This window comes from Streptomyces sp. NPDC057287 (assembly GCF_042667905.1).
In the GTDB taxonomy this organism is placed as follows: domain Bacteria; phylum Actinomycetota; class Actinomycetes; order Streptomycetales; family Streptomycetaceae; genus Streptomyces.
In genome coordinates, this window is record NZ_JBHUYV010000009.1 from 57626 (window position 1) to 83400 (window position 25775).

Genomic DNA, 25775 nt, shown 5'->3' on the forward strand with positions numbered 1-25775 from the left:
CTACCCGGCGGCCGGTTCGCAGGAGGAGACACCGTGCCGCTGCGGGCGGCCGATGGTCACGGCACCGCGGAAGCGGTCCTCCGAGAGCGTCGACATCTCGTCGAGCGAGGGGTCGGGGACGGGCAGCAGATGGGCGTCGACCCAGGTGTCCCCCGCCGCCGCGTTGGCCCACGGGTCCTCGATCACCAGGGCGCCGGGGACTGCGCCGTGGCAGAGGACCCAGTGCGGTACGTCGAATCCTTGCATCCGGGCGAGCGAGACCAGGAGCAGCACGTGCTCCTCCCGGCCGATCGCGCTCCGGACAGCGGCCAGGGAGAGGTGATCCGGATCGACCGGGACGCCGATCCGTCCTGCGTCCGTACGCGACGCGTGCTGGAGCAGGGCCCGCCACTCCTGCTCGCTCTCCGGGTAGTGGTCGAGCAGGACGGGCCGGTCCGCGTCGAGGTGGACCGTGACGGGGGACGACGGCCACGCCCGGCGCACGGCGACGCCCAGACCGACGGGTTCGCAGGCGAAGAAGTTGGTCGCGTCACGCCACAGCGTCAGCTCCGCCGAGCGGTCCAACTCCTCCTCCTCCAGCGCCCCCGCCTGCGTCTGTGCGACCAGGGCGGTGACGGCGCCGCACGTGAAGTGCGTGCTCTGCCCGTAGTACGGGGGCTCGCTCACCGCGCCGTCGCAGAGCCAGCGGACGTATCCGGCGGCGGGCCCGTCCGCGCCCTCCGACTGCGCCAGCGGAGGGCGCAGCTCGGTGAAGCCGGCGGCAGCGGCGGTCTCGTGGCCGGCCGTCCACCCTTCCCACTTGACCTGCGCGAGCCCCTGACCGCGTGCGTGGGCGACGACAGCTGCCACGGCCGCGGGCACGTCGCCGACGGCGTCGACGATCTTCAGGTAGGCGGTGTGCGGGCGGGACGTCACGAGCGCGGCGGCGGTCCATTCCTCGCCGTCGTCACTCGGGACGGCCACGATGTGGGGGGAATGGGCGGAGCGGTCCACCGCCCGCCAGCGCTCCGTCACCTCGTGGTGTCCGAGCCGCCCCAGCCCGCCCGGCGAGGTGTCGGACTCGAACGGGACGACGATGCTTCTCACGGGTGTTCCCCGGTCGAGGGACATTCCGGCACTCCTTGTGGATCGGAGGGGCGAGGGGGGGACCGGCGCGTTGCCGCCGGTCATGCGCGGGAGTTCCGGAGCACCCGGATGAAGTACGGGGCTCCGACCAGGGCGATCATGAGACCCGCGGGCACCTGGGCGGGGGCGACGAGCGTGCGGCCGAGCGCGTCGGCCACGCAGACCAGCAGCGCGCCGAGCAGCATCGCGACCGGGATGGCGCGGGCGTGGCGTGCGCCGACCAACGACCGGGCGAGGTGCGGGGCGACGAGCCCCACGAAGCCGACGACGCCGACGGCGATCACGCTGAGCGCCGCCAGGACCGCGGCGACGGCCAGGGCGGTGAAGCGGGTGCGTTCCAGCCTGACGCCGACGATGCGGGGGGTGTCCTCGTCGACGGCGAGCAGGTCGAGCCTGGCGCGCATGGCGAACAGCACGGGCAGGGCCACCGCCAGGGCCACCGCGACCGGCACCACGTCGGGCAGCGTGCGCCCGTAGGTCGTGCCGGAGAGCCAGGTGAAGATCCGGGGCGTGTTGTACGGGTCGGCGCGCAGCAGGAGGAAGGTGGTGACGGCGCTGAGGCCGTAGCCGCAGCCGATGCCGATCAGGACGAACCGGTCGGGCAGGAAGCCACCGCGCCACGACAGCAGCGCGATCACCGCGAACGTGGCGAGCCCCGCCGCGACCGCGACCACGATGAGCACGGGCCGTCCTCCGGACACACCCGAGGTGACGACGCTCGCCGCGCCGAGCCCGGCGCCCGCGGTGATGCCGAGCACGCCCGGCTCCGCCAGCGGATTGCGTACCGCGCCCTGTACGACGCATCCGGCCAGCCCGAGCGCCGCGCCGGCCAGGACAGCGGCGGCCACACGCGGGACCCGGTCGTCGAGCGCCTGGCCGATCAGGCCGGGGGCGGCGCCCCGGGCCCAGAGGGCGATGTCTCCCGTACGAAGCCAGAGACTTCCCGCCAGGACTGCGACGAGGACCGCCCCCGCCAGGAGGACCAGCACGCCGAACACGACGAGGAGGAAGGCGCGGGGTGACCGTGCGGCGACCTTCGCACCCGGGGGTTGCCGGAGTTGGCCCGTGTCCCGGAGGCGCAGGGCGAGGACCACGATCACCACGGAGCCGAGCAGCGCGGTCGGCACGCCGGTGGGGATGGAGGCGGCCCCGTCCGCGCCCTGCACCGCGCGCAGGGTCGCGTCCGCGAGCAGGATGAGCAGCGCTCCGAGCAGTCCGGCGGCCGGCACCAGGAAGAGGTGCCGGCGCAGCGCCCGTACCCGCCCGGCGACCAGGCGGGCCAGGACGGGGGCGCCGAGGCCGACGAAGGCGATCGGGCCCGCGAGTGTGACCGCCGTGCTGGTCAGGAGCACCGCGCAGATCACGGCGGTCACCCGGGTGGTCCGGATCGGCACTCCGAGGGTGGACGCGGCGTCGTCACCGAGGTTCATCACGTCCAGCCGCCGGGACAGCGCCAGAGCGACGCACAGCACCACGGCCACGAGGGGAATCGCGCGGAGGGAGGCGTCGATGTTCAGCTGGGCGAGCGAACCGCTCCCCCAGGCGAAGAGACCGGTCGTCTTCTGGTCGAACAGGATGAGCAGCATCCCGGTCGCCGCGTCCAGGGCCATCGCGGTCGCCGAACCCGCGAGGATGAGGCGGGTGCCCGCGGTGCCCGCGGCCCGGCCCGCGAGGAGCAGCACGAGCGCCGCCGCTACCAGCCCGCCCGCGAAGGCGACGGCGCCGGACGCCCACAGCGGGACGGTGAGGCCGAAGGCCGCGACCAGCGTGAGCGTGAAGTAGGCCCCGGCCGTGACCGCGAGGGTGTCGGGGGAGGCGAGCGCGTTGTGCGTGACGGACTGGAGCAGCGCGCCGGCGCAGCCGAGGGCGACGCCCACGGCCACGCCGGCGAGCAGCCGCGGGACGCGAGAGCCGGAGATGATCTCGCCGACCGGCGGCCCACCGGCGTTCTCCCGTTCCCCGGCGAGATGGCGCAGCAGGTCGCCGACGCCGACGCCCGACGTCCCCTGCGTCAGGTGCCACATGCCCACCAGGGCGGTGACGACGAGAAGGAGTGTCAGGACGGCCACCCCGGTGGGGCCGCCGCCGCGCTCGGCACGCGGCAGCGCCTCCTCACCGGCTGTCGATGTCTGCGGTGTGCTCACTTCTTGTCGAGTACGTCGACGTACGCGTCGATCGCCTGCTCGCAGGAGCGCGGACCGCCGGCGCCCCACACCCGCGCCGGGAACGCGTGCGCGCGGCCTTCCTTCACGGCGGGGAGCGTCTTCCAGATCGGGTTCTTGCCCAGGGCCCCGACGTACCCGCCGGCTCCTTCGTCGTTGGCGTAGAAGAGGTTGGCGTCCCCCACAGCGGTGAGCCCCTCCACGTCGGTCTGCGCGAGGCCGTAGGCGGGATCGACGCCACCGTCCCCGTGGGCCTTGTTGACGTCGTCGGTCCACGCGGAACGCATGCCGAGCTCTTCACCTATCTCGGTGAACAGCGCGCCCTTGCTGTAGGGGCGGACGGTGAGGTTGCCCCCTTCGAGCCATCCGTCGAAGAACAGGAAGTCCTTCGTCGGGAGAGCCGCGTCGGTGACCTGCTTCTTCGCCGTGGCGAGGTGCTCGTCGAACTCCTCCAGCACCTGGTCGGCGCGCTCGGTGCGCCCCGTCGCCTCTCCGATCATGCTGAACACGTCCCGCATGTTCCCGATCGGGTCCTTCGGGTTAGCGCCGCGGGTGGCCATCACGGGGACTCCCCGCTTTTCCAGCTTCGCGATGGTCTCGTCGTCGGCGTCGAACGCCTCCACGACGATGAGGTCGGGCTCGGCCGCGTAGAGGGTGTCGAGGTCGGGCTCCTCACGGGTGCCGATGTCCGTCACTCCGCCGGGCAGCTTCTCCGCACTGACCCAGGTGCTGTATCCCTTCGCGTCGGACACCGCGGTGGGGGTGACGCACAGGGTCAAGGCGTCCTCGACCTGCTGCCACTCCAGCACGGCTATCCGCTGGGCGGGCTTGTCGAGCTTCACCTGCCGGCCCACGCCGTCCTTGAAGGAGACCGGCTTGGTCGAGGTGATGGTGGTGTCGTCGGCACAGCTCTTCGACGCGGGCGGAGCACTGGTGCTGCTGCCCGCCTCGTCGACGGTGGTCGTGCCGCACGCCGTTGCGACGAGGGCGACGAGCCCTGCGGAGGCTGACGCCGCCAGGAGACGGGCACGGTTCATGAAAGGCCTCTTTCTTACGATGTGCCGGAGCGGCGGATGTGCCGCTCCCGGCGGATGCCGATGCGGGTGGGCGCCGCTGCGGGTAGGTGCCGCTGCGGGCGTGTCCGTCTACCGGCTGGGTGCCCCTTCGGACGGGGTGCCGTTCGGGCGGGGTGGCTTTTGGGGCCGTGCTCTTCCCGCCGGGTGGGTGTCCCGGCCGGGTGGGTCTTCGGGCCGGGTAGGTCTTCAGGCCGGGTGAGTGTTCAGGCGGGGTGACGCCCGAGTGGGTCGATGCGGAGACGGCCGGTGCGGGGGTCGACCCCGACCTCGACGCGGATGTCGTAGACCTCGGCGATGTTCTCGGCGGTGAGGACGTCGGCGGGTGCGCCCACCGCGTGCACGCGGCCCGAGCGCATCAGAACCAGCGTGTCCGCGACGCGGGACGCCTGATCGAGGTCGTGCAGCACGATCCCGACCGCGATGCCGTGCTCCTCGACGAGGTCGCGCACCAGGTCGAGCGTCTCGATCTGGTAGCGCAGGTCCAGGTGGTTGGTCGGTTCGTCGAGCAGCACGACACCCGTGTCCTGGGCCAGGCAGGCCGCGAGCCAGACACGCTGCATCTCACCGCCGGACAGCTCCCCGACCGGCCGGCCGGCCATGTCCCGCACGCCGGTGACGCCCATCGCGTGGTCGACGGCGGTCCGGTCCTCGGCGGTCGGTCCGGCGAAGCCACGTCGGTAGGGGTGGCGTCCGAACGCCACGACCTCCCTGACCGTCAGCCCCTGGGGCGCGGGCCGCGACTGGGAGAAGAGCGTGACCTCGCGAGCGAACACGCGGGGGCTGAGCAGCGCCGCGTCGCGCTCGGGCTGTCCGTCGGATGCGCCGAGTGTGACCCGGCCGCCGTCCACCCGGTGCAGCCGGGAGAGCGAGCGCAGGAGCGTGGACTTCCCGCTGCCGTTCGGCCCCACCAGGGCGGTCGCGCGGCCCGGCCGCAGGGAGAGCGAGACCCCGTGGACGACCGGCTTGCCGCTGTAGCTCAGCACGAGGCCGTGTCCGTTGAGGGCGGCCACCTGCGTGGTGGGGCCGGCCTGGGGGCGACCGGCGTGCCGGAGAGGACTTCTGATCATCGGTGGGTCCGGACGGTCGGAGGGGCAGGGTCTGCGGCACCCTCCGTCCGGACTTTCACCGACCGGGCAGCAGGCTCCGCCACGCACGGGAGCACCGTTCGCGGCGAGCACCAACTAAGGGTTACCTAACTCCGGGAAGGTTATATTCCGCCCGCGACGTCGGCAATCAGGAGTTCTGGACACGCGATACGGAATTCCGGACATCCGCCGGAGTGCCGTCGGCCGAGTCGAAGAAGGCGCCGGGCGTCGTTCCCATGACCCGCCGGAAGGCGGCGATGAAGGAGCTGGGCTGCGCGTAACCGAGCGTCTCGGAGACGGTCAGCACGTCGAACCCCGCGGAGAGGAGCGTCAGCGCCCGATGGGCACGCAGGACCTGCCGCCACTGCGCGAAGGACAGACCCGTCGCCTGGCGGAACGCGCGGGTGACCGTACGGTCGCTGATCCCCAGCGACCGCGCCCACTCCTCCAGCGAACGGCTGTCGGAGGGGTCGTCCAGCAGGGCCTCGGCGATCGCGTCGATCCGGGGGTCGCCCGGCAGTTGCAGCGCGAGCTGGCGTTCCGACGGCCGGAGCACGTCGAACACGACCGACTCCGCCCGCGCCCTGGCCTCCGCGTCGAGGTCCGGGCGGGACAGGTGGGTCAGCAGCGACTCGAGCAGCGGAGTCATCGCGATCGCCTTGGGCTCCTCGAACGCGAAGGGCGTTCGGTCGGGGGCGAAGAAGGCGTCGTAGAACTCCGCACCCGCCGTCGCCCGGCCCCCGTGCACCACCCCGGCGGGCATCCAGAGCCCGTGCCCCTCGGACACGGTGAAGACGCGGTCCTCCACGCGGGATGTCAGTGTCCCCCCGCGTACCCAGACGAGCTCGTGCAGAGGGTGCGCGTGCGGCGCCCACTCGGTGGGGACGCGGGGGATGTGGAGCCCGGCGATGATGGTGAAAGGGGCTGCCGCCTGCTCCGGGAGCGCCACCGCCCGGCGCACCACGGTGCCCGCCTCGCGCCGCCACATCCCGGGGCTCGCCTCGCCGCGGGACGATCGGACCATGCGGACAAATCCATCAGGGGCCTGGTCCGCACCGGGCCCCTGGCCTGCGACGAGGCGGCGGGGGCACGCCCTGGGAACGACCCGGTCGCCCCTCGCCGTCATTGCGGGTCGCCACGCCGTCGACCCTGGACGGCGGCGACGGCCCGTCGTGGCCGCCCGGCGCCGCGGTCCGCGTCCAGGTGCCGACCTGCCGGTCGGCCCGGGTGGACGACCGTGACCATGACCAAAGGCGCGTCCATCCCGAGGTATCTCGGCTCGGACATCGCTCGGTCGAGGTCACGGTGGACCGGTACGGCCACCTCACGCAGGACGGTCAGGAGCGCTGACGCCAGGTCGTGGAGGCGGCCGCAGGTCCCTGCGTCCTCAGACCAGGCCGAGCGAACGGAGCACCCGGCGCTGCCGTGCGGTCGGGGCCGCCGGCCAGTAGACGTAGCAGACCCCTCCCGTGCCGCCCCTGACGGCGCCGTTCGCGTCGTACCGCTTCGTGCGCAGCCAGATGTTCTCCCACTCGCGGCGCCGGTAGACCCGGCGCACCGCGTCGTTGGACGGTGAGGCGGGGTCGTTGGCGATCACGTCGCCGTCGGCCGTGAAGCCGATGACGGTCATCAGGTGGCCCGATGTTCCGTAACCCGCCCCCGTCAGTTCGTCCTTGACGAACGACTGTGACGTGATGACCGGGATGCCCGCGTCGATCAGCTTCTCCAGATCGGCCAGCGATCCGAGCCGGGTGACCACGGCGCTCATGTCCTCGTAGGTCGCGGCGTAGGCGGCGTTGAAGGGCCAGTTGCCACACCCGTCGTACTGGTAGTCGAACGTGTGACGGGCCGCATGGCAGACCTGTGGGTCGGCGATGCCCGGCTCGACCCAGGCGAGGTCCTCGGAAGTGGGTTTGCGCCCCCAGGACTCGATGATCATCTGCGAGGAGGTCGGGCTGCACCACGCCTCGCCGCCGTTGTCGTACTCCGGGTACTGCCCCACGTGGACGTTCTGCGAGTAGCGGGGCACGGCGAGTTCCCGGACGGTGCCCGGTGTGGTGGCGGGCACGGTGAAGCGGTCGGGGACGTCCGAGGCCATGGCTCCGACCCGGTGGACCGTCGGCGTGAGGCGCGTGCCCGGGGTGCGGTGGAGGGTGAGCCGCAGGCGGTACGACACCAGCCGCAGCCCGCTCGCGGCGTCGTCCAGGGAGAAGGTGTCGGTCCAGACGGTGCTTCTGCCGTCGGTCTGGTCGTCCACCGAGGTCCGGCGGATGTCCGTGTCACCGGCGGCCCAGCGGCCCATCACGTACCAGGGCGTGTCCGTGCCGTCCGAGTAGCTGCCCCGCAGCTCGATCTGGATCCAGGTGCCCTGCGGGGTGTGGGCGTTCCAGGAGGCGATCACCTCGGTGGCGGGCACGGCAGGGCGGTGGACCGGGGAGGTCCAGGTCGCGTACTCCCAGGCACTGGTGGTGCCGGTGTGCGGGTCGGTGTAGTCGGTGCTTCCGGCGGGGGCGGAGATCACCAGCCCCGGCCGGCGGCCCGCGACGGCGCGGGTGCCGGCCGATGAGCCGAAGCGCCAGTCGGTGTACGTGGTCCAGAAGCGGTTGTCCACGAGTGAGGCCGCCGGTGCTGTGGAGGTGCGGGAGGGGGCGGCGGTCGCCGGGCCGGCGGAGGCCACGGCGCCCGCCCCGGCCGCTGCCGCGAGCGCGGCGCTGAGCACGGTCCTGCGTGATGTCGGTCTGGTCATGGGCGAGACCCCCGGTCGTAGAGCGGAATGGGGCTGCGGGTGCCGATCGGTGGGCCAACTATCGCGGGTCGGGGCGGCATCCGGCCAGTGATTCGGCCCGCGCCGCGGCAGCAATATTGGTCTGGTCCACTGGCGTGACCTGGGCGGAGGCCGAGAATGCGGTCAAGAAGGGCGTCGCTGCGCGGGCCGCGGACGGGCCGACGGGCTCTCGTAGGGTGGAGGCATGAACGACCTGGCGGACCACGCGCGCCGGCTGCGCACCCTGCCCCCGTCCTGCGGCCCCGTACGTCTGCTCGCGGTCGACGGCCACGCGGGGTCCGGCAAGAGCACCTTCGCCGGCCGCCTGGCAGCGGCGCTCGGCGGTGCCCCCGTGCTGCACCTCGACGACCTGGCCACGCACGAGGAGCTCTTCGGCTGGACGGACCGGCTCCGGGCGCAGGTCCTGGAGCCGCTGTCCCGGGGAGAGCCCGCGCGGTACGCCCCCTACGACTGGACGGCCCGGCGCTTCGGCCCGCCGAGGACGCTGGACCCCGCCCCCGTGACGCTGATCGAGGGCGTGGGAGCGGGCCGGGCCGCGGTGCGGCCGTGTCTCGCGGGACTGCTGTGGATGGAGGGGGACAGCGAGGCGTCCTGGGAGCGCGGGAGGCTCCGCGACGGCCCCGGCCTCTCCGGCTTCTGGGACGGCTGGACCGTGGCGGAGCAGCGGCATTTCGCCGACGACCCCTCGTACCCCTTCGCGGACGTGGTGGTACGCCGGACACCCACGGGGTACGTGTGGCTGGAAGGACCTCGATCGACAGCGGGGGCGAGTCGATTCGTCACGGACGGTGAAGCCTGAGGGACTCCGTACCGGCCCGCCGGAAAAAGCTCCGGAGGTGCTCCAACTCGGCTTGACCGGGGGGCCGTACTGGTCTTACGTTCTGAATGTGCGGCTTTTCGGAGCCCCCCGCAGTCGCGAAGCCCCCGGTTGTTCCCCCGTGATCGGGGGCTTCGTTCTGCCCTCCCGCGCCCTCGGACCGGACCCTCACTCACCCTCGGTCACCACCGTCGAAGCGCCGGTATCGCACTTAACCGCTCACTCCCTGTGCAGGTACGATGCGTCTCGGGTGTGGGCAATTCCCGTCCTGGGCGCGGTGATTAGGTGCGCCACGCTGGGCATGCTGTGCGGGCGGGACATTCTGGGGGCACGGTTTGTGGGGGACCTGATGGACATCGGCACGCCGGGCATGCAGGCCCCGGCCGACCTTGCCTGGCTGCGCGGGGTGGACGCCTACACCATGGGCGCGTACCCCCAGGCCGAGGAGGAGTTCAGGGCCGCGGTGCGCCTCGATCCCGGGATGGCGGACGGCTGGCTCGGCCTCCACGCGCTACGGATCGACACCACCACGGCCCTGTTACGCATGTACCGCCACCGCGAGCGCTTCGGCGAGCAGCGCGGACGTCATCGCCGGACGCTCAACTCGTGGTACTGGCTGGGGTGGTGGGTGCAGCCGGTGCTGGAGAGTCCGCGCGACCTGCTGCTCGCCCACGCCTCGCACTGGCTCGACGGACGCCATGTGCCGGAGCTGGACCGGGCGTTGGCGGGCCTGGCGCCGGTCGACGCCGATCCCCAGGTTCGCTTCCTCCACGCCTGCCGCTCCTATCTGGTCAAGGACTGGGACCAGCTCGTGCGCACCACCGAGCAGCTCATCGACGATCCGCTGCTCGGCATCGAGGCGGGGCTCTTCGGCGGCATGGCGCGGGTGCGCCTGGAGATGTACGGGCAGGCGGAGCCCCTCCTGTCCGCCGCACTGATGCGCTGTCGCAGCGAGCAGCCGCAGCGCAAGGAGCTGCGCTACTGGCTGGCGCGCGCCCACGAGGGCACCGGGCGCAGCGCGGCGGCCCTGCCTCTGTACCGGGCGGTGCACCGGGTGGATCCGGCGTTCATGGACACCTCGGCCCGGCTCGCGGCGATCTCCGAGGGGGACGGTTACGACGAGGCCGCCGACCTCGCCGCGGTCTCGCTGGCCGGCTTCGGTTCGGACGGCTCGGGCACGGGGGCCCAGGCGGACGGGGACATGGCGCTCGGCACCGACCTGGCGGAGGGCCGGGAGCCCTGGCTCGGCGGCGATCCGCAGGTCCTGCCCGGGACCGCGCTGCCGCCGTCCGGGCCCGGCGGTGACGGGGTACGGACGAAGCCGGGGAGCCCGCGGGCCACCGTCCTGCCCGCAGGACCGAGCGACCCGGTGATGCTCGCCGAGGCCCTGGCCGAGCTGGAGCGCATGGTCGGGCTGGAGCCCGTGAAGCGTCAGGTCAAGGCCCTGTCCGCGCAGCTCAACATGGCGCGCCTGCGGGCGGAGCAGGGGCTGCCGGTGCAGCCGCCGAAGCGCCACTTCGTCTTCTCCGGCCCGTCAGGGACGGGCAAGACCACGGTGGCCCGCATCCTGGGCAGGGTGTTCTACGCACTCGGGCTCCTCGGCGGCGACCACCTGGTGGAGGCCCAACGGTCCGACCTCGTCGGTGAGTTCCTCGGGCAGACGGCGGTGAAGGCCAATGAGCTGATCGATTCGGCGCTCGGTGGCGTGCTGTTCGTCGACGAGGCGTACAGCCTCTCCAACTCCGGTTACAGCAAAGGCGACGCGTACGGGGACGAGGCCCTGCAGGTGCTCCTCAAGCGGGCCGAGGACAACAGGGACCACCTGGTCGTCATCCTTGCCGGCTACCCGGAGGGCATGGACCGGCTCCTCTCCACCAACCCGGGGCTGTCCTCGCGCTTCACCACGCGGGTCGACTTCCCGAGCTACCGCCCCCTCGAACTCACCGCGATCGGCGGGGTGCTGGCCGCCGAGAACGGCGACACCTGGGACGAGGAGTCCCTCGACGAGCTGCGCAGCATCAGTGGGCACGTGATCGACCAGGGCTGGATCGACGAGCTGGGCAACGGCCGTTTCCTGCGCACCCTGTACGAGAAGAGCTGCGCCTACCGGGACCTGCGGCTGTCCGGTTACGCCGCCGTGCCGACCCGGGACGATCTGGCCACCCTGAGACTGCCGGACCTGATGCAGGCGTACGGCGAGGTCCTGTCCGGACGGGGCCCGGTGGACCGTGGGACGCAGGAGCCCGGGGCGCTGTGACGGCCCCGCGCTCGCGGCCCCGCAGCGGAGGCCCGGGTGCGGGACTCCGCCGGGCGGCCCCTCGGGACCGCCCGGCGGAGTGGATCAGCCCAGCGGGGCCATGGCCTTCGGCACCTCCACCGTGCGGCGCGGCACCGACACGCGGTGGGCCGGGTCGCGGACCTCGCCCACGAGCTTCTCCAGGACGTCCTCCATGGCGACCAGGCCGAGCACCTTGCCCGACGCGTCGGCGACCTGCGCGAGGTGTGTGGCCGCGCGGCGCATGACCGTCAGCGCGTCGTCCAGGGGGAGTTCCGCCCGTACCGTCGCCATGGGGCGCCAGACCTGCTGCGGAACGGCCCGCTCGCCGTCCTCCAGCTCCAGGACGTCCTTGACGTGCAGGTACCCCATGAACGCGCCGCCGCCCTCCGCGCAGACGGGGAAGCGCGAGAAGCCCGTCCGCACGGTCAGCTCCTCGACGCGGCGCGGGGTGACGGAGGGGTCCACCGTCACCAGGGAAGCCCGGTCCAGCAGCACATCGGTGACGGGCCTGCTGCCCAGCTCGAGGGCGTCCCCGAGCCGCTCCTGCGCCTCCGGTTCCAGCAGGCCGGCCAGGCCGGCGTCCTCCACCAGCCGGTTGAGCTGCTCGCTGGTGAAGACGGCCTCGACCTCGTCCTTCGGCTCGACCTTGAAGAGACGCAGGACGAGCCTGGCGCAGGCCCCGAGCGCCGAGGTGACCGGCCGGCAGAGCCGGGCGAAGCCGACCAGGCCGGGGCTGAGCCACATCGCCGTCTTCTCCGGGGCGGCCATCGCCAGGTTCTTCGGGACCATCTCGCCGATGACGAGGTGGAGGAAGACCACGGAGACGAGGGCCACGGCGAAGCCGAGCGGGTGGACGAACCCTTCGGGCACGTGCGCCGCGTGGAAGACCGGCTCCAGGAGGTGGGCGACGGTCGGCTCCGCGACGGCGCCGAGGGTGAGGGAGCAGACGGTGATCCCGAACTGTGCGGCCGCCATCATCTGCGGCAGGTTCTCCAGGCCGTACAGGACCTGTCTGGCCCGGCTCGACCCTCCCGCCGCGAGGGGTTCGACCTGACTGCGCCGTACGGAGACGAGCGCGAATTCGGCGCCGACGAAGAAGCCGTTCGCCAGCACGAGGAGACCGGCGAGGACCAGCTGTACAAGGCTCATCGCACAGCCTCCAGCAGGTCCTGCGTGAGCGGCTCCGCCGGAGGGGGCGGGAGGTCCGTCAGACGGACGAAGCGGACCTGTTCGGCACGGTAGTGGCCGACCTGGCGGACGGAGATGCGCCAGCCGGGCAGTTCGGCCCGGTCGCCGGGGGCGGGGATGCGTCCGAGCAGATCGGCGACCAGCCCCGCCACGGTCTCGTACGGGCCTTCGGGTACGTCGAGGCCTATCCGGTGCAGGGTGAGAACCCGGGTACTGCCCTCCACGTCCCAGCCGGACCGTCCGTCGTCGGCGACGACGGGCGTCAGCTCGGGGCGGTCCGCACCCTCCGCGTCGTGCTCGTCCCTGACCTCTCCGACGAGCTCCTCGATGATGTCCTCGAGGGTGACGACACCCGCGGTGCCGCCGTACTCGTCGACCACGACGGCGATCGGCTGCTCACTGCGCAGCCGCTGGAGCAGTTGTTCGACGGGCAGCGTCTCCGGCACCAGGAGCGGCGCCACCGCGATCCGGCTCACCGGGGTGCGCAGCCGGTCCTGGGAGGGGACGGCCAGGGCGTTCTTGAGATGGACCATGCCGACGACCTCGTCGATGCGGTCACGGTAGACGGGAAAGCGGGACAGGCCGGTGGCCCGCGTGAGGTTGAGGACGTCGGCCGCGGTCGCCGACGCCTGCAGCGCGCTGACCCTCACCCTGGGGGTCATGACGTGCTGCGCGGTGAGACCGGCGAGGGACAGGGTCCGCACGAAGAGATCGGCGGTGTCCTGCTCCAGGGTCCCGGCCTCGGCGGAGTGCCGGGCCAGCGAGACGAGCTCGCCCGGGGTCCTGGCGGAGGCGAGTTCGTCGGTGGGCTCGACGCCCAGCAGCCTGACCAGCCGGTTGGCGACGGTGTTCAGGACGGTGATCACCGGCCGGAAGAGGGTGGAGAAGCGGTGCTGGGGGCCGGCGACGAACCGTGCGACCTGGAGCGGCCTGGAGACCGCCCAGTTCTTCGGCACGAGCTCGCCGATGACCATCTGCACGGCTGCGGCGAACAGCATGCCGATCACGACGCTCACCCCGGGGACGACCCCGCTGGGCAGTCCGGTGGCGGTGAGCGGTCCGGCGAGCAGCTGGGCGAGCGCCGGTTCGGCGAGCATGCCGACGACCAGCGAGGTGATGGTGATGCCGAGCTGGGTGCCGGAGAGCTGGAAGGAGAGTTCGCGCAGGGCGGCGACGACGGTACGGGCCCGGCGGTCGCCTTCGGCGGCGGCGCGTTCGGCGTCCGGCCGGTCCACCGTGACGAGCCCGAATTCGGCTGCCACGAAGAACCCGTTGGCGAGGATGAGAAGGAATGCCGCGAGGAGCAGCAACAGGGGGGTGGTCATGCCGCCGCCTCCGGGGAGAGGGCGGCGCAGGTACTACCGGACGATCCGTCCATTGCTGGAGGGAGTCACTCCTTGGGTCGCAGGAAAAGGCCCCGCGGGCCTAGGGGCCTACTGGTGCGGGGCGGGGCGCACCGGGTGCGCCGCCGTTCCCAGAATAATCGGGATCCGGCCGAACGGGGCAGGGGGCTCAGCCGTTCTCCGTGGCGTCGTTCACTCCGCTGCCGTGGAATTCGGTGAGAGCGCGGAGTGCGCGGGCGTCACGGATGGCCTGTTTCCTGGCGATTCCGGGCTGGATGCCGAGCGCGGGCAGGCTGGTGCCGTCACTCAGGTCGAGGAAGACCCACGGGTCGCCCGCGCGCAGATTGACCCGGAGGATCTCCGCCCAGGCCAGCCGGCGGGTGCGGGTGATGTTGACGACAGTGACCCCGGTCTCGTCGGCGGTGATCCGAACCCTGCTGAGGAGGGCGAGGACGCCGAAGAAGAGCAGGGCGACGAAGACGAAGCTGGTCCGCTCCCCCGCGCCGAGGTTCTCCAGGACCAGTGCGACCGCCGTGATGACGACGAACATCGCCGCCCCCACGGCCAGCAGGACCACCCGGGTGAGGGTGGGCCTGAAGGTGGCCGGGAGAGCGGGGAGTTCGGTCGGCCTGGGCGCGGGGGCGGACATGGCGGCTGTGTCGTCCTCAGGTGTGCGGTGGTCCGGCCGTCAGAGGCGGCAGGCGTGGATGGCGGTGGTGAGGATCGCGCGCGCACCCAGCTCGTACAGGTCGTCCATGATCCGCTGGGCCTCCTTGGAGGCGACCATGGAGCGGACGGCGACCCAGCCCTCGTGGTGCAGGGGGGAGATGGTCGGCGACTCCAGGCCCGGGGTGAGGGCCACGGCGCGCTCCAGGTGCTCGACGCGGCAGTCGTAGTCCATCATCACGTAGGTGCGGGCGACCAGGACGCCCTGCAGGCGGCGCAGGAACTGCTGCACCTTGGAGTCCTCGGTGTCGGCGCCCTTGCGGCGGATCACGACGGCTTCCGACTTCATGATCGGCTCGCCGATGACCTCGAGGCCGGCGTTGCGCAGGCTGGTGCCGGTCTCGACGACGTCGGCGATGATCTGCGCGACGCCGAGCTCGATGGCGGTCTCGACCGCGCCGTCGAGGTGGACGACGGAGGCCTTCACGCCGGCCTCGGCGAGGTGGGCCGCGACGATGCCCTCGTACGACGTGGCGATCGTCATGCCGTCGAAGTCCTGCGGGCCGTCGGCCGTGCCGGGCTTGGTGGCGTAGCGGAAGGTCGAGCGCGCGAAGCCGAGCTGCAGGATCTCCTCGGCATCGGCACCGGAGTCCAGCAGCAGGTCGCGGCCGGTGATGCCGATGTCGAGGCGGCCCGAGCTGACGTAGATCGCGATGTCCCGCGGCCTCAGGTAGAAGAACTCCACCTCGTTCGTCGGGTCGACCAGGACCAGTTCCTTCGACTCCTTGCGCTGCTGGTAGCCGGCCTCATGGAGCATCGCCATCGCAGGTCCGGAGAGTGAACCCTTGTTGGGAACGGCGATGCGCAGCATGAGGTCGGGTTTCCTTTGTGCGGAGGGATGTTCGGGAACGGGTGGGGTGCGGCTCAGAGGTGGGCGTAGACGTCGTCGAGGGAGATCCCGCGGGCGACCATCATCACCTGGACGTGGTAGAGCAGCTGCGAGATCTCCTCGGCGGCGGCTTCCTTGCCCTCGTATTCGGCGGCCATCCAGACCTCGGCGGCCTCCTCGACGACCTTCTTGCCGATGGCATGCACGCCCTTGCCCACCAGCTCGGCGGTGCGGGAGGTGGAGGGGTCGCCGTCGGCGGCCTTGAGCTGGAGCTCGGCGAAGAGCTCTTCGAAGGTTTTGTTCGCCATGATGGTCCTTAGAATACGGGGTCCCGGACCGCTGCTCAGCGCCAGGGTTCGCTGACGGTGCGCAGTGTGGCCGCGGTGGCCACGGCCGCGGTGACCGCTTCGTGCCCCTTGTCCTCGTTGGAGCCCTCGAGCCCGGCCCGGTCCAGTGCCTGTTCCTCGTTGTCGCACGTGAGCACGCCGAAGCCCACCGGGACCCCGGTGTCGACCGTGACCTGGGTGAGGCCGTTGGTCACGCCCTGGGACACGTATTCGAAGTGGGGAGTGCCGCCGCGGATGATCACTCCGAGGGCCACGATGGCGTCGTAGCCGCGGCCGGCGAGCACCTTGGCCACCACCGGGAGCTCGAAGCTGCCGGGGACCCGCAGCAGCGTCGGCTCGTCGATGCCCAGATCGCGCAGCGCCCTCAGGGCCCCGTCGACGAGTCCGTCCATGACCTGCTCGTGCCACTGGGCCGCGATCACCGCCACCCGCAGGTCTCCGCAGTTGCGTACGGACAGTTCGGGTGCGCCCTTGCCGCTCATGTCTCTCCTGTGTGTTCGTCGGTGCTTACTGGTTGCCGCAGGCGGACGCGGTGGCGTCCAGCCAGGGCAGGTCGTGGCCCATCCGGTCGCGCTTGGTGCGCAGGTACCGGAGGTTGTGCTCGCCTGCCTGGACGGGCATGGGCTCGCGCTCGGTGACCTCGAGCCCGTGGCGCACGAGCGCGGCCGTCTTGTCCGGGTTGTTGGTCATCAGCCGCAGGGAGCGCACCCCGAGGTCCCGCAGGATCTGGGCACCCGCCGCGTAGTCCCTGGCGTCGGCCGGGAGGCCGAGTTCGAGGTTGGCGTCGAGGGTGTCGGAGCCGCGCTCCTGGAGTTCGTACGCGCGCAGCTTGGACAGCAGCCCGATGCCCCGGCCCTCGTGGCCGCGCAGATAGACGACGATCCCCCGGCCCTCGGCCGTGACGCGCTCCATCGAGGTGTGCAGCTGCGGACCGCAGTCGCAGCGCTGCGACTGGAAGATGTCGCCGGTCAGGCATTCGGAGTGGACCCGGACGAGCACGTCCCGGCCGTCGCCGATGTCGCCGTGGACGAGTGCCACGTGCTCGACACCGTCGACGGTGGAGCGGTAGCCGTACGCGGTGAACGCGCCGAAGGTGGTGGGCAGCCGGACCTCGGCCTCGCGGCGGACCGTGGGCTCGGAGCTGCGGCGGTAGGCGATCAGGTCCTCGATGGAGATGATCGTGAGGCCGTGCTTGCGGGCGAACGGGACGAGCTCGGGCAGCCGCAGCATCACCCCGTCCTCGCCGGCGATCTCGACGATGGCGCCCGCGGGGCGCAGTCCGGCGAGCCTGGCCAGGTCGACGGCGGCCTCGGTGTGGCCGTTGCGGACGAGCACACCCCCGGTCCTGGCGCGGAGCGGGAAGATGTGGCCGGGGCGTACGAAGTCGCCGGGGCCCGCCTTGCCGCCCGCGAGCAGCCGGAGCGTGGTGGCCCGGTCGGCCGCGGAGATACCGGTGGTCACACCGTGCTCCGCGGAGGCGTCCACGGAGACGGTGAAGGCCGTCTGCATGGACTCGGTGTTGTGCGCGACCATCTGCGGGAGTTCGAGGCGTTCGAGCTCGTCGTTCTCCATGGGCGCGCAGATCAGACCGCGGCATTCGCTCATCATGAAGGCGATGATCTCGGGGGTCGCCTTCTCGGCGGCGATGACGAGGTCGCCCTCGTTCTCCCGGTCCTCGTCGTCGACGACGACGACGGGCCGTCCGGCGGCGATGTCGCGGATCGCCTGCTCGACGGGGTCGAGCGAGAGGTCCTCACGGGTGCGGTCGTGCAACCAGGTGGGCTGGGCAGTCATGCCGTGGCTCCTTCCAGAGCGGGTGTCCGCGTACGCAGCCACCAGTCGCGCATGCCCCACAGGACGAGGGCGCCGTAGACGACGTAGATGAGACCTGAGAAGGCGAGTCCGCTGTGGAAGTTGAGCGGTACGCCGACGAGGTCGACGAGCAGCCAGGCGAACCAGAACTCGACCATGCCGCGCGCCTGGGCGATCATCGCCACGAGGGTGCCGGCGAAGATGTAGGCGTCGGCCCAGGGGCTCCAGGAGAGCGACGGGAAGGCCGTGAACAGCCCGCCGACGGCGAGAGTGCCGAGGGCCGCGCCGCCCACCAGGAATCCGCGCTCGCGCCAGGTGGCGAAGCGCACAGCGATGGAGCCGTCCTGCGCCTGCTGCCTGCCGCGGGTCCACTGCTGCCAGCCCCAGACGGCGACGGCGATGACGATCAGCTGCTTGCCGACGCTGCCCGCCTGCTGCACGGAGACGTTGGCGGCGACCAGGACCACACCGGACAGCAGCTGGGTGGGCCAGGTCCACACCGAGCGGAGCCAGCCCAGGGCCAGGGCGATCAGGCCGATCGTGTTGCCGATCATGTCCGACCAGATGATGTGCTGGCCGAAGGCGGTGAACGCCTCCGAGTTCAGCCAGTCCAGGGCGTTCATGCGACCGGCTCCCCGGATGCGGGCGCGCCGCCGTGGCCGAGCAGCCGTTCGACGTACTTCGCGAGGACGTCCACCTCGAGGTTGACCGGGTCGCCGGGCCCCTTGAGGCCGAGCGTGGTCAGCGCGAGGGTGGTGGGGATGAGGCTGATCGTGAAGAAGTCGGGCCCCGCGTCGACGACGGTCAGGCTCACCCCGTCGACGGTGATCGAGCCCTTCTCCACGACGTAGCGGGCCAGACCGGCGGGCAGGGAGACCGTGACGAGCTCCCAGTTCTCGGAGACCTTGCGCTCGACGATGTGGCCGGTGCCGTCCACGTGTCCCTGGACGATGTGCCCGCCGAGGCGGCCGCCGAGCGCCATGGGGCGCTCGAGGTTGACCCGGGAGCCCGCGGCGAGCGCGCCGAGGCTGGAGCGGTCCAGCGTCTCGGCCATGACGTCGGCGGTGAACTCGTTCTCCCCGAGGTCCACGACGGTGAGGCAGACGCCGTTCACGGCGATGGAGTCGCCGTGCTTGGCGCCCTCGGTCACCACGGGGCCGCGCAGTCGGAAGCGGGAGGCGTCGTCGAGCTTCTCGACGGCCGTGACCTCACCCAGTTCTTCGACAATTCCGGTGAACACTCAGTTTCCCTTCCTAGCAGGAACGGGGACGGCGGTGATGCGCAGATCGGGGCCGATACGGACGGTCTCGGTCACGTCGAGGCGCAACGCCTGGGAGATGGTGGAGATTCCGGCGTCGGCGAGGGCTGCCGGGCCCGCGCCGAGGAGAACCGGGGCGAGGTAGCCGACGACGGTGTCGACCGCCCCCGCGGCGACGAAGGAGCCGGCCAGGACCGGCCCTCCTTCGAGGAGTACGGAGCGGATGCCGCGCCCGTGGAGCGCGGCGAGCAGGGCCTGGATGTCGAGGCCGGGGCCGGTGGCCGCGCGCGGCAGGCGCAGGACGGCGTCCTCGGGAAGGTGGCCGGCCTCCGCGTCGTCGGCCACCGCGATCAGGGTGGGCGCCGTCGCGTCGAGGACCCGGGCTCCGGGCCGGACGGCGGTGGCGCCGGTGTCGACGACCACCCGCAGCGGCTGGGTGGCGCCCTCGATGCCGCGTACGCCCAGCTGGGGGTCGTCGGTGCGGGCGGTGCCGGAGCCGACCACGACGGCGTCGGCCTCGGCGCGCAGCCGGTGCACGTCCGCGCGGGCCTCGGGGGAGGTGATCCAGCGGCTGGTGGCGTCGGCGGCGGCGATCCGGCCGTCGAGGGTGGCCGCGTACTTCCACAGGACGTACGGGCGGCCGAGGCGGACCGAGGTGAGCCACGCGGCGTTGCCGGCCTCCGCCTCGTCGGCGAGGAGGCCCTGTTCCACCTGGACACCGGCGGCACGCAACGTGTCCGCACCGCCCGTGGCCTGCGGGTTCGGGTCGCCCACCGCGTACAGGACCCGGCTGACGCCGGCCTCGACGAGGGCCTGGGCGCAGGGACCGGTGCGTCCGGTGTGGTTGCAGGGTTCGAGGGTGACGAGGGCGGTGCCGCCCCGGGCGCGCCCGCCGGCCTCGCGCAGGGCGTGGATCTCGGCGTGCGGCCCGCCGGCGCGCTGGTGGAAGCCTTCGCCGGCCTGTTCCCCGTCGGCGTCGAGAATGACGCAGCCGACGACCGGGTTGGGGCTGGTGGCGCCGAGCCCGCGGGCTGCGAGCATGATCGCCCGCCGCATGGCGGTTCGTGTCGATACGGGTGCCACCGGGTCCTCCTGCCTCTTCGGGCACGGACTCCGGGGCCTGTCGATGACGACAGATGAAGCGGAACGCAACAGGGGAACGCCGGGAACCGAAGAAACGGATGTGACCGTCCCGGAACCTCCCGGAACGCATCCGCCTACGGCGGCGTACCTGTGACGGCCCGCCGCGCACTGCCTCCCATCCGGACTTTCACCGTCGGTCCAGGAATCTCACCTGGTCAACCGGCCGCTGGATGCGGACGGGTCGCGGACTATAACCGCCGGTTCGGAATTACACCGACCCCGGAGTGCGCTGCTGCTGGTACAGGTCTCATTCTGCCACGTCGGTCAACGGTCCATACGGGTGACTTCTGTGGGACAGGTCACAGAAGGCCGTGGGCCGCCCCCGGCGCGAAGAGAGCGTCCTGGGCCGCCTCGCGGGCGGCGAACAGCGCGCCGCGCAGTACCGCGCCGCCGCCCAGCGTGCCCGCCCTGACCTCCGTACGCAGGGGTGACATCCGGGCAAGCCGCTCCTCCACCCGCGCGGCGAGCGCGTCGCCGCCGGCGCGGCCGACCTCGCCCGCCAGGACGAGGCAGCCGGGGTCCAGGACGGAGACGACGGAGGCGGCTCCGAGCGCCAGGCGGTCGGCGAGCGCCGCCAGGAAGGACTCCCCGCCGCCGCCTGCCCGCAGGGCGGCCCGGACGGCGAACGCGGCGGCGGGGTCCTGTTCCTGTGCGGCGTCCGCCGCAGGGCCCCACGCCTTGATTCCGTGCTCCTCGGCCAGCCCGCAGACGGCGGCCGAGCCCACCAGGGAGTGGAACCCCCCGTCGCAGTTGACCGCCGAGGGGACGCCCGAGGTGCCGGGCACCGGCATGAAGCCGATCTCCCCGGCGCCGCCCGACGCACCCCGCCGCAGCTTTCCGTCGAGCATGACGGCGGCGCCGACGCCGTGGCCGAGCCAGAGCAGGACGAAGGTGTCGTGGTCCTGGGCGGCCCCGATGCGGTGTTCGGCGACCGCGGCGAGATTGGTCTCGTTCTCCACGAGGACGGTGGCGGGCAGCCGCCGCTGGAGCTCCCTGACCAGCCCTCCGTGCCAGGCGGGGAGCCCGGCGGTGTTCCTGAGCTCACCGGTGACCGGGTCGATCAGACCGGGGGCACCGATGCCGACACTGTGCAGCGGCGCCGTTCCCGCGGTGCGGGCGGTGCGCTCCAGCATCGCCACGGCCTTCTCGACGGCGGGCCGCGTCCCGGTGTCGCTGCCGATCGGCAGGGTGGCCTCGGCCAGCGTGACTCCGAGCAGATCCGCGACGGCCACGGCGACGCTGTCCGTCCGTACGTCGAGGGCCGCCAGGTGAGCGCGGTCGGCGACGATCCCGTACAGCCGGGCGTTGGGTCCGCGGCGGTCCGCGCCGCTCTCCCCGACGACCCGGACCAGGCCGGCGTCCTGCAGGCGGTCCACCAGATCGGCCACCGTGGGACGGGACAGGCCGGTCAGGGTCTTCAGCTGAGTGGCCGTCAGCGGGCCGTCCTGCTGGAGCAGTCGCAGGGCGAGCCGGTCGTTGATGGCCCGGGCGGTGCTCGGGGATGCGGGCATGCCGGGATCCTTCCAGATCACTGACGGTCCGCCGCCATGGGGTTATTTATCAGGCAGGGTTCCTGATAGTTTACGGCCCGCACCGCGCGACGCCTGCCGGAGAGACGGCGGGCCAGGATTCCCAGGGGAGGGCACGGCGCATGACAAAGGACTCAGCGGTCCCGGTCTTCGGCACGGAGCAGGTCAGGCGGGCCAGATACGCGGTCGCCGCAGTCTTCACCGTGCACGGGGCGGTGACCGGCAGCTTCGCGACCCGGGTCCCCTGGATCCAGGACCACGCCTCGGTGAGCGCGGGCCAGCTCGGCCTCGCCCTCGCCTTCCCCGCCATCGGCGCCTCACTGGCGATGCCGCTGGCCGGACGCGTCAGCCACCGGTTCGGCGCCCGGACCGCGCTGCGGGGACTGCTGGCACTCTGGACCCTGGCCCTGATCCTCCCGGCGCTGGCCCCGAACCTGCTCACCCTCTGCGCCGCGCTGTTCGTGTACGGGGCGTCGGCGGGGATGTCGGACGTGGCGATGAACGCGCTCGGCGTCGAGGTGGAGAACCGCCTCGACCGGTCGATCATGTCCGGGCTGCACGGCATGTGGAGCGTGGGCGCCCTGATCGGTTCGGCGGCCGGCACGGTCGCGGCGCACATCGGGGCGGACGCGCGGCTGCACCACACCCTGGCCGCACTGGCACTGACGGCCCTCGGCCTGGCCGCGTGCCAGGGCGTCCTGGACCTGCGCAGCGAACCCGACGAAGAGCCCCCGCCGCGCTTCACCCTGCCGCCGAAGTCCGCGCTGGTCATCGGCGCGGTCGGCTTCTGCGCGGTGTTCGCCGAGGGGGCCAGCATGGACTGGTCCGCCGTCTACCTCCGGGACATCATGGACAGTTCGGCCGGTCTCGCCGCGGCGTCGACCACGGCGTTCGCCCTCATGATGGCCATCGCCCGGATAGCCGGAGACAAGGTCGTCGACCGTTTCGGAGCGGTGCGGACCGTGCGTGTCGGAGGCGTCCTGGCCACGGCGGGCGGACTGCTCGTGGTCATGGCACCGGGCCCCGCCCTGGCACTGTGCGGCTTCGGGATGCTCGGGCTCGGCGTGGCGGTCGTCGTACCGCTGGCCTTCGCCGCGGCCGGACGCAGCGGCACGAACCCGAGCCGGGCCATCGCGGGCGTCGCCACCATCACCTACACCTCCGGACTCATCGCCCCGTCCGCGATCGGTTCACTGGCGGAGGCGACCTCGCTGCTCACCTCGTTCGGGCTGGTCACGGTGCTGGCGTTCGGGCTGGTCCTCGGGGCCGGGGTGCTGCGCGCAGGCGACCGCAAGGTCGCGGAGGGCGGCGCCGCGCAACCCGCGCCGACCAGGAGCCCGGCAGGCGGCTGACCCCCGGCGGCGACACGGCCGTCGGGGCAGCGGGGCCGACGTCCGGACGGCGCCGCGGGCATCCGGACAGCGCCGCGGGCAAGGCAGCGGAGCGACAGATTCCGCTCGCGGCGGGGGCGAGCGCGGGGCCACCGGCCTGCGGCACTACCATGGCTCTGATCTTTACCGCGGGTGGACCCCCAGGGCGCACCGCACACACCAATCAGGGAGCGACCATGGGCCTCGGCGTGCGCTGGACCTTGCACGGCGACGGAAAGACCCCCGCACCGGGGGCCGTGGTACGCCCGGACGAGCGGCTCACCTGGCCGCGTACGTTCGGTCTCGGCGCCCAGCACGTGGTGGCCATGTTCGGCGCGTCCTTCGTGGCGCCCGTCCTGATGGGTCTCGACCCGAACCTCGCCATCATGATGTCCGGCGTCGCCACCGCCATCTTCCTCCTGGCGACGAAGGGCAGGGTGCCCAGCTACCTGGGGTGCTCGCTCTCCTTCGTGGGGGTGGCCGCCACGATCCGTGCGAGCGGGGGCAGCAGTGCCACCGTCACGGGCGCGGTCCTGGTGGTCGGCGCCGTGCTGTTCCTCGTGGGGCTCATGGTGCAGCGCTTCGGCGCGCGGATCATCCACGCGGCCATGCCTCCCGTGGTGACCGGCGCCGTCGTCATGCTGATCGGCTTCAACCTCGCACCGGTCACCGCGTCGACGTACTGGCCCCAGGACCAGTGGACGGCCCTGCTGGTGATGCTCTTCACCGGTCTCGCCGTGGTCTGCCTGCGCGGGTTCTTCTCCCGTATCGCGATCTTCCTCGGCCTGGTCTTCGGATACGTGCTGTCCTGGGTGCTCGACCTGGTCTTCGGGAAGATCCACTCCCCGGCCGGGGGCGCCGAGGCCGTCGACCACTGGCGGCTGGACCTCTCGGCCGTGGCGGACGCGGACTGGATCGGGCTGCCGTCCTTCCACGCGCCGAGCTTCGAATGGTCGGCGATCCTGGTTGCGCTGCCCGTCGTCATCGCCCTGATCGCCGAGAACGCCGGGCATGTGAAGGCCGTCGGAGAGATGACCGGCGACTCGCTCGACGACAAGCTGGGGACCGCCATCGCGGCCGACGGCGCCGCCTCGATGCTCTCCACGGCCGTGGGCGGCCCGCCGAACACCACCTACTCCGAGAACATCGGGGTGATGGCGGCGACCCGGGTCTACTCCACCGCCGCGTACTGGGCCGCCGCGTTCTTCGCGCTGCTCTTCGGTCTCTGCCCCAAGTTCGGTGCGGTCGTCGCCGCGATCCCCGGCGGGGTGCTGGGCGGGATCACCGTCATCCTCTACGGCATGATCGGCCTGCTGGGCGCCCAGATCTGGCTCAACGCCAAGGTCGACCTGCGCAACCCCCTCAACCTCGTCCCGGCCGCCGCGGGCATCATCATCGGGGTCGGCGGGGTCAGCCTGAAGATCAGTGACAACTTCGAGCTGAGCGGCATCGCCCTCGGCACGCTCGTGGTGATCACCGGCTACCACGCGCTGCGCGCGTTCGCCCCCGCACACCTGAAGACCCAGGAGCCCCTGCTGGACTCGGGCACGTCACAGTACGACGAGAAGCCCCCGGCCGGCGAGGACGCCGGCAGCTCCTGACCCCTTCCACGGAGCTCTGCGGGCGGCAGCCCGGGCGGCGTACGACTGCCCAGCCGCGCCCGCCGCAGCCCGGGCGGCATACGACTGCCCGACCCGCGCCCGCCGGCCCGCGGACGGACCGGCGGACCGGCCGGGGCCAGCCCCCGCGGGGCCGGTCGCCGCGCCGGCGGGTCAGCCGCGCTGGAAGAACTCCAGCTCAGCCAGGGCCAGTCGGCGCCCCGAAGACAGGTCCACCGGCTCGCGCAGGACCAGGCGTACCGTCTTCACGTCGCTGAGAGCGGTGTGGATCGTCTGCGGGCCCGGCTTGTCACTGAGGTCCAGCTCCTTGTGCTGACGCTCGCCGTCCGCCGTCGTCACCTCCAGGTCGATCCTGAGCGCGCGTGCCTCGCTGGTGTACACCTCGGGGTTGCGGGAGGGGCCGTTGGTGATGATCAGGTCGACCAGGCGGAACGGCTGACGGAAGGTGTACGTCACCGAGGCGCCCTCAGTGGGTGCGCCCCAGTAGGTGTTGCTCAGCCCGTCCGTGGCGTTCTTCGCCGGATGCCGGGGCGATGCGGCGCTCGCCTCGACACTCACCGGGGTGATGGGCTTGGCCTTGCCCAGCTTGTCCCGGGTGTCCTCGAACAGGGCGCGTCCGGCAGGCAGCAGCAGGAAAGCACCCGCGCACAGCGCCACCACCACGGCAAGGATCACCAGGAGCCGCACCGCCCCGCCCGAACTCGCCCGCACCCGGCGGCGGAACGGCCACACCGTCCGCCACCACGGCAGCGCCTCGGGCTTCGCGGCGGGGTTCAGCGGGGTCGCGCAGCGTCGGCAGAACCGGCGGCCGGGCGGGTTGGGGGTGCCACAGGAGGGGCAGGGCGCGCCCACCACCTCGTCGGGCGCCTCCACGGGGCGCACGACCGGGCGGGGGGCCACGGCCTTCGCGGGGCGTACGGGCTGGATGGGGGCGGGTGCCGTGGGCGCCTCGGCCGTGGCGGCGGGGTCGCCGGCGCGGGCCGGGGGCGGCGCCGGAGCGGCTGCCGGGCGGGCGGTGGCGGGCGATGCGGCAGGCGGTAAGGCGGGTGGGGCTCCCACGGCCGGGCCGGGTGCCGGAGGCTCCGAAGCCGTGGGGCCGGGTGCGCGCGTGGCCGACGGTGCCGAGGAGGTGACGGAGGCCGCGGGCCGGGCGGGCGTACGCGACGAGGGCTCCGCAGGCGCGATCGACGGCGGCTCCGCGGGCGTACTCGGCTGTGGCGGCTCCGCAGACGTACTCGGCGGCGGCTCCGGAGACGTGCCCGAGGGCGCCGGACCGTCCGACC

General features: G+C 72.4%; 22 protein-coding genes and 1 riboswitch. Of the genes, 4 read left to right on the forward strand and 18 right to left on the reverse strand.

The features are described 5' to 3' along the window. From ACFUNE_RS18950 to ACFUNE_RS18975, 6 genes are all read right to left on the reverse strand, one after another. Positions 1-1110 (reverse strand): peptidase C39 family protein, encoded by a 1110-nt coding sequence (locus tag ACFUNE_RS18950; protein ID WP_383568821.1) that lies wholly within the window; start codon positions 1108-1110, stop codon positions 1-3. Between the two features lie 56 nt (positions 1111-1166). Further along, the gene (locus tag ACFUNE_RS18955) at positions 1167-3269 is read right to left on the reverse strand and encodes an iron ABC transporter permease (RefSeq protein ID WP_383568824.1); all 2103 of its coding nucleotides are present in this window, start codon (positions 3267-3269) and stop codon (positions 1167-1169) included. Beyond that, positions 3266-4324, reverse strand: a complete 1059-nt coding sequence (locus ACFUNE_RS18960) for an iron-siderophore ABC transporter substrate-binding protein (RefSeq protein WP_383568827.1) — start codon at positions 4322-4324, stop codon at positions 3266-3268. Before ACFUNE_RS18960 ends, ACFUNE_RS18955 begins: the two co-directional genes overlap by 4 nt. A 242-nt stretch (positions 4325-4566) precedes the next feature. Next, positions 4567-5430, reverse strand: a complete 864-nt coding sequence (locus tag ACFUNE_RS18965; protein ID WP_383568830.1) for an ABC transporter ATP-binding protein — start codon at positions 5428-5430, stop codon at positions 4567-4569. 166 nt (positions 5431-5596) lie between these two features. Further along, positions 5597-6472 carry a helix-turn-helix domain-containing protein gene (locus tag ACFUNE_RS18970; RefSeq protein ID WP_383568833.1) on the reverse strand — a complete coding sequence of 292 codons (876 nt, stop codon included), beginning with the start codon at positions 6470-6472 and terminating at the stop codon, positions 5597-5599. A gap of 363 nt (positions 6473-6835) precedes the next feature. After that, on the reverse strand, positions 6836-8194 hold the full coding sequence (locus ACFUNE_RS18975; RefSeq protein ID WP_383568836.1) for a peptidase C39 family protein: 1359 nt from the start codon (positions 8192-8194) through the stop codon (positions 6836-6838). Between the two features lie 223 nt (positions 8195-8417). On the opposite strand from ACFUNE_RS18975, the gene ACFUNE_RS18980 reads away from it, so the two are divergent. Together ACFUNE_RS18980 and ACFUNE_RS18985 are read left to right on the forward strand one after the other, a co-directional pair. Further along, positions 8418-9032, forward strand: coding sequence for a uridine kinase (locus ACFUNE_RS18980; protein WP_383568839.1), 615 nt, complete (start codon positions 8418-8420; stop codon positions 9030-9032). A 367-nt stretch (positions 9033-9399) separates the two neighbouring features. Beyond that, on the forward strand, positions 9400-11307 hold the full coding sequence (locus tag ACFUNE_RS18985) for an AAA family ATPase (RefSeq protein WP_383568842.1): 1908 nt from the start codon (positions 9400-9402) through the stop codon (positions 11305-11307). Positions 11308-11391: 84 nt separating this feature from the next. Here the strand turns inward: ACFUNE_RS18985 and ACFUNE_RS18990 are convergent, their stop codons facing one another. The 11 genes from ACFUNE_RS18990 to ACFUNE_RS19040 form a co-directional block, all read right to left on the reverse strand. After that, a complete protein-coding gene (locus tag ACFUNE_RS18990; protein ID WP_383568845.1) occupies positions 11392-12477 on the reverse strand; it encodes a hemolysin family protein in 1086 nt (361 codons plus the stop codon). Continuing rightward, positions 12474-13841: a hemolysin family protein gene (locus ACFUNE_RS18995; RefSeq protein ID WP_383568848.1), complete on the reverse strand. Its 1368-nt coding sequence runs from the start codon at positions 13839-13841 to the stop codon at positions 12474-12476. The genes ACFUNE_RS18990 and ACFUNE_RS18995 overlap by 4 nt, the downstream gene beginning before the upstream one ends. 187 nt (positions 13842-14028) lie before the next feature. Continuing rightward, complete coding sequence (locus ACFUNE_RS19000; protein ID WP_383568851.1) at positions 14029-14508, reverse strand: PH domain-containing protein; 480 nt, start codon at positions 14506-14508, stop codon at positions 14029-14031. A 39-nt stretch (positions 14509-14547) separates the two neighbouring features. Next, a complete protein-coding gene (gene hisG, locus ACFUNE_RS19005; protein WP_383568854.1) occupies positions 14548-15396 on the reverse strand; it encodes an ATP phosphoribosyltransferase in 849 nt (282 codons plus the stop codon). A 53-nt stretch (positions 15397-15449) separates the two neighbouring features. After that, a complete protein-coding gene (locus ACFUNE_RS19010) occupies positions 15450-15722 on the reverse strand; it encodes a phosphoribosyl-ATP diphosphatase (RefSeq protein WP_014157415.1) in 273 nt (90 codons plus the stop codon). Positions 15723-15757: 35 nt separating this feature from the next. Then, positions 15758-16243: a 6,7-dimethyl-8-ribityllumazine synthase gene (gene ribH, locus ACFUNE_RS19015; RefSeq protein WP_033304266.1), complete on the reverse strand. Its 486-nt coding sequence runs from the start codon at positions 16241-16243 to the stop codon at positions 15758-15760. A 25-nt stretch (positions 16244-16268) separates the two neighbouring features. Further along, complete coding sequence (locus ACFUNE_RS19020) at positions 16269-17555, reverse strand: bifunctional 3,4-dihydroxy-2-butanone-4-phosphate synthase/GTP cyclohydrolase II (RefSeq protein WP_383568858.1); 1287 nt, start codon at positions 17553-17555, stop codon at positions 16269-16271. After that, positions 17552-18196, reverse strand: coding sequence for a nicotinamide riboside transporter PnuC (locus ACFUNE_RS19025; RefSeq protein WP_383568861.1), 645 nt, complete (start codon positions 18194-18196; stop codon positions 17552-17554). The genes ACFUNE_RS19020 and ACFUNE_RS19025 overlap by 4 nt, the downstream gene beginning before the upstream one ends. Then, on the reverse strand, positions 18193-18813 hold the full coding sequence (locus ACFUNE_RS19030) for a riboflavin synthase (RefSeq protein WP_383568864.1): 621 nt from the start codon (positions 18811-18813) through the stop codon (positions 18193-18195). Before ACFUNE_RS19030 ends, ACFUNE_RS19025 begins: the two co-directional genes overlap by 4 nt. Then, positions 18814-19887, reverse strand: a complete 1074-nt coding sequence (gene ribD, locus ACFUNE_RS19035) for a bifunctional diaminohydroxyphosphoribosylaminopyrimidine deaminase/5-amino-6-(5-phosphoribosylamino)uracil reductase RibD (protein ID WP_383569480.1) — start codon at positions 19885-19887, stop codon at positions 18814-18816. It lies immediately after the preceding gene. Between the two features lie 188 nt (positions 19888-20075). Further along, a riboswitch (FMN riboswitch) is annotated at positions 20076-20206 on the reverse strand. Positions 20207-20273: 67 nt separating this feature from the next. Further along, positions 20274-21485 (reverse strand): ROK family transcriptional regulator, encoded by a 1212-nt coding sequence (locus ACFUNE_RS19040; RefSeq protein ID WP_383568867.1) that lies wholly within the window; start codon positions 21483-21485, stop codon positions 20274-20276. A gap of 140 nt (positions 21486-21625) precedes the next feature. Between ACFUNE_RS19040 and ACFUNE_RS19045 the strand changes: the two genes are divergently transcribed. Together ACFUNE_RS19045 and ACFUNE_RS19050 are read left to right on the forward strand one after the other, a co-directional pair. Further along, positions 21626-22855, forward strand: a complete 1230-nt coding sequence (locus ACFUNE_RS19045; protein ID WP_383568870.1) for an MFS transporter — start codon at positions 21626-21628, stop codon at positions 22853-22855. Between the two features lie 215 nt (positions 22856-23070). Next, positions 23071-24474 (forward strand): uracil-xanthine permease family protein, encoded by a 1404-nt coding sequence (locus ACFUNE_RS19050; RefSeq protein ID WP_383568873.1) that lies wholly within the window; start codon positions 23071-23073, stop codon positions 24472-24474. A 171-nt stretch (positions 24475-24645) separates the two neighbouring features. Here the strand turns inward: ACFUNE_RS19050 and ACFUNE_RS19055 are convergent, their stop codons facing one another. Beyond that, positions 24646-25551 (reverse strand): NADase-type glycan-binding domain-containing protein, encoded by a 906-nt coding sequence (locus ACFUNE_RS19055; RefSeq protein WP_383568876.1) that lies wholly within the window; start codon positions 25549-25551, stop codon positions 24646-24648. Positions 25552-25775 lie beyond the last annotated feature (224 nt).

What these genes read in the sequence shown, in the direction of transcription:
- ACFUNE_RS18950 (WP_383568821.1), bottom strand. Translation starts at nt 1,110, where the DNA reads ATGTCCCTCGACCGGGGAACACCCGTGAGAAGCATCGTCGTCCCGTTC.
- ACFUNE_RS18960 (WP_383568827.1), bottom strand. Translation starts at nt 4,324, where the DNA reads ATGAACCGTGCCCGTCTCCTGGCGGCGTCAGCCTCCGCAGGGCTCGTC.
- ACFUNE_RS18965 (WP_383568830.1), bottom strand. Translation starts at nt 5,430, where the DNA reads ATGATCAGAAGTCCTCTCCGGCACGCCGGTCGCCCCCAGGCCGGCCCC.
- ACFUNE_RS18970 (WP_383568833.1), bottom strand. Translation starts at nt 6,472, where the DNA reads ATGGTCCGATCGTCCCGCGGCGAGGCGAGCCCCGGGATGTGGCGGCGC.
- ACFUNE_RS18975 (WP_383568836.1), bottom strand. Translation starts at nt 8,194, where the DNA reads ATGACCAGACCGACATCACGCAGGACCGTGCTCAGCGCCGCGCTCGCG.
- ACFUNE_RS18980 (WP_383568839.1), top strand. Translation starts at nt 8,418, where the DNA reads ATGAACGACCTGGCGGACCACGCGCGCCGGCTGCGCACCCTGCCCCCG.
- ACFUNE_RS18985 (WP_383568842.1), top strand. Translation starts at nt 9,400, where the DNA reads ATGGACATCGGCACGCCGGGCATGCAGGCCCCGGCCGACCTTGCCTGG.
- ACFUNE_RS18990 (WP_383568845.1), bottom strand. Translation starts at nt 12,477, where the DNA reads ATGAGCCTTGTACAGCTGGTCCTCGCCGGTCTCCTCGTGCTGGCGAAC.
- ACFUNE_RS18995 (WP_383568848.1), bottom strand. Translation starts at nt 13,841, where the DNA reads ATGACCACCCCCCTGTTGCTGCTCCTCGCGGCATTCCTTCTCATCCTC.
- ACFUNE_RS19000 (WP_383568851.1), bottom strand. Translation starts at nt 14,508, where the DNA reads ATGTCCGCCCCCGCGCCCAGGCCGACCGAACTCCCCGCTCTCCCGGCC.
- hisG (WP_383568854.1), bottom strand. Translation starts at nt 15,396, where the DNA reads ATGCTGCGCATCGCCGTTCCCAACAAGGGTTCACTCTCCGGACCTGCG.
- ACFUNE_RS19010 (WP_014157415.1), bottom strand. Translation starts at nt 15,722, where the DNA reads ATGGCGAACAAAACCTTCGAAGAGCTCTTCGCCGAGCTCCAGCTCAAG.
- ribH (WP_033304266.1), bottom strand. Translation starts at nt 16,243, where the DNA reads ATGAGCGGCAAGGGCGCACCCGAACTGTCCGTACGCAACTGCGGAGAC.
- ACFUNE_RS19020 (WP_383568858.1), bottom strand. Translation starts at nt 17,555, where the DNA reads ATGACTGCCCAGCCCACCTGGTTGCACGACCGCACCCGTGAGGACCTC.
- ACFUNE_RS19025 (WP_383568861.1), bottom strand. Translation starts at nt 18,196, where the DNA reads ATGAACGCCCTGGACTGGCTGAACTCGGAGGCGTTCACCGCCTTCGGC.
- ribD (WP_383569480.1), bottom strand. Translation starts at nt 19,887, where the DNA reads ATGCGGCGGGCGATCATGCTCGCAGCCCGCGGGCTCGGCGCCACCAGC.
- ACFUNE_RS19040 (WP_383568867.1), bottom strand. Translation starts at nt 21,485, where the DNA reads ATGCCCGCATCCCCGAGCACCGCCCGGGCCATCAACGACCGGCTCGCC.
- ACFUNE_RS19045 (WP_383568870.1), top strand. Translation starts at nt 21,626, where the DNA reads ATGACAAAGGACTCAGCGGTCCCGGTCTTCGGCACGGAGCAGGTCAGG.
- ACFUNE_RS19050 (WP_383568873.1), top strand. Translation starts at nt 23,071, where the DNA reads ATGGGCCTCGGCGTGCGCTGGACCTTGCACGGCGACGGAAAGACCCCC.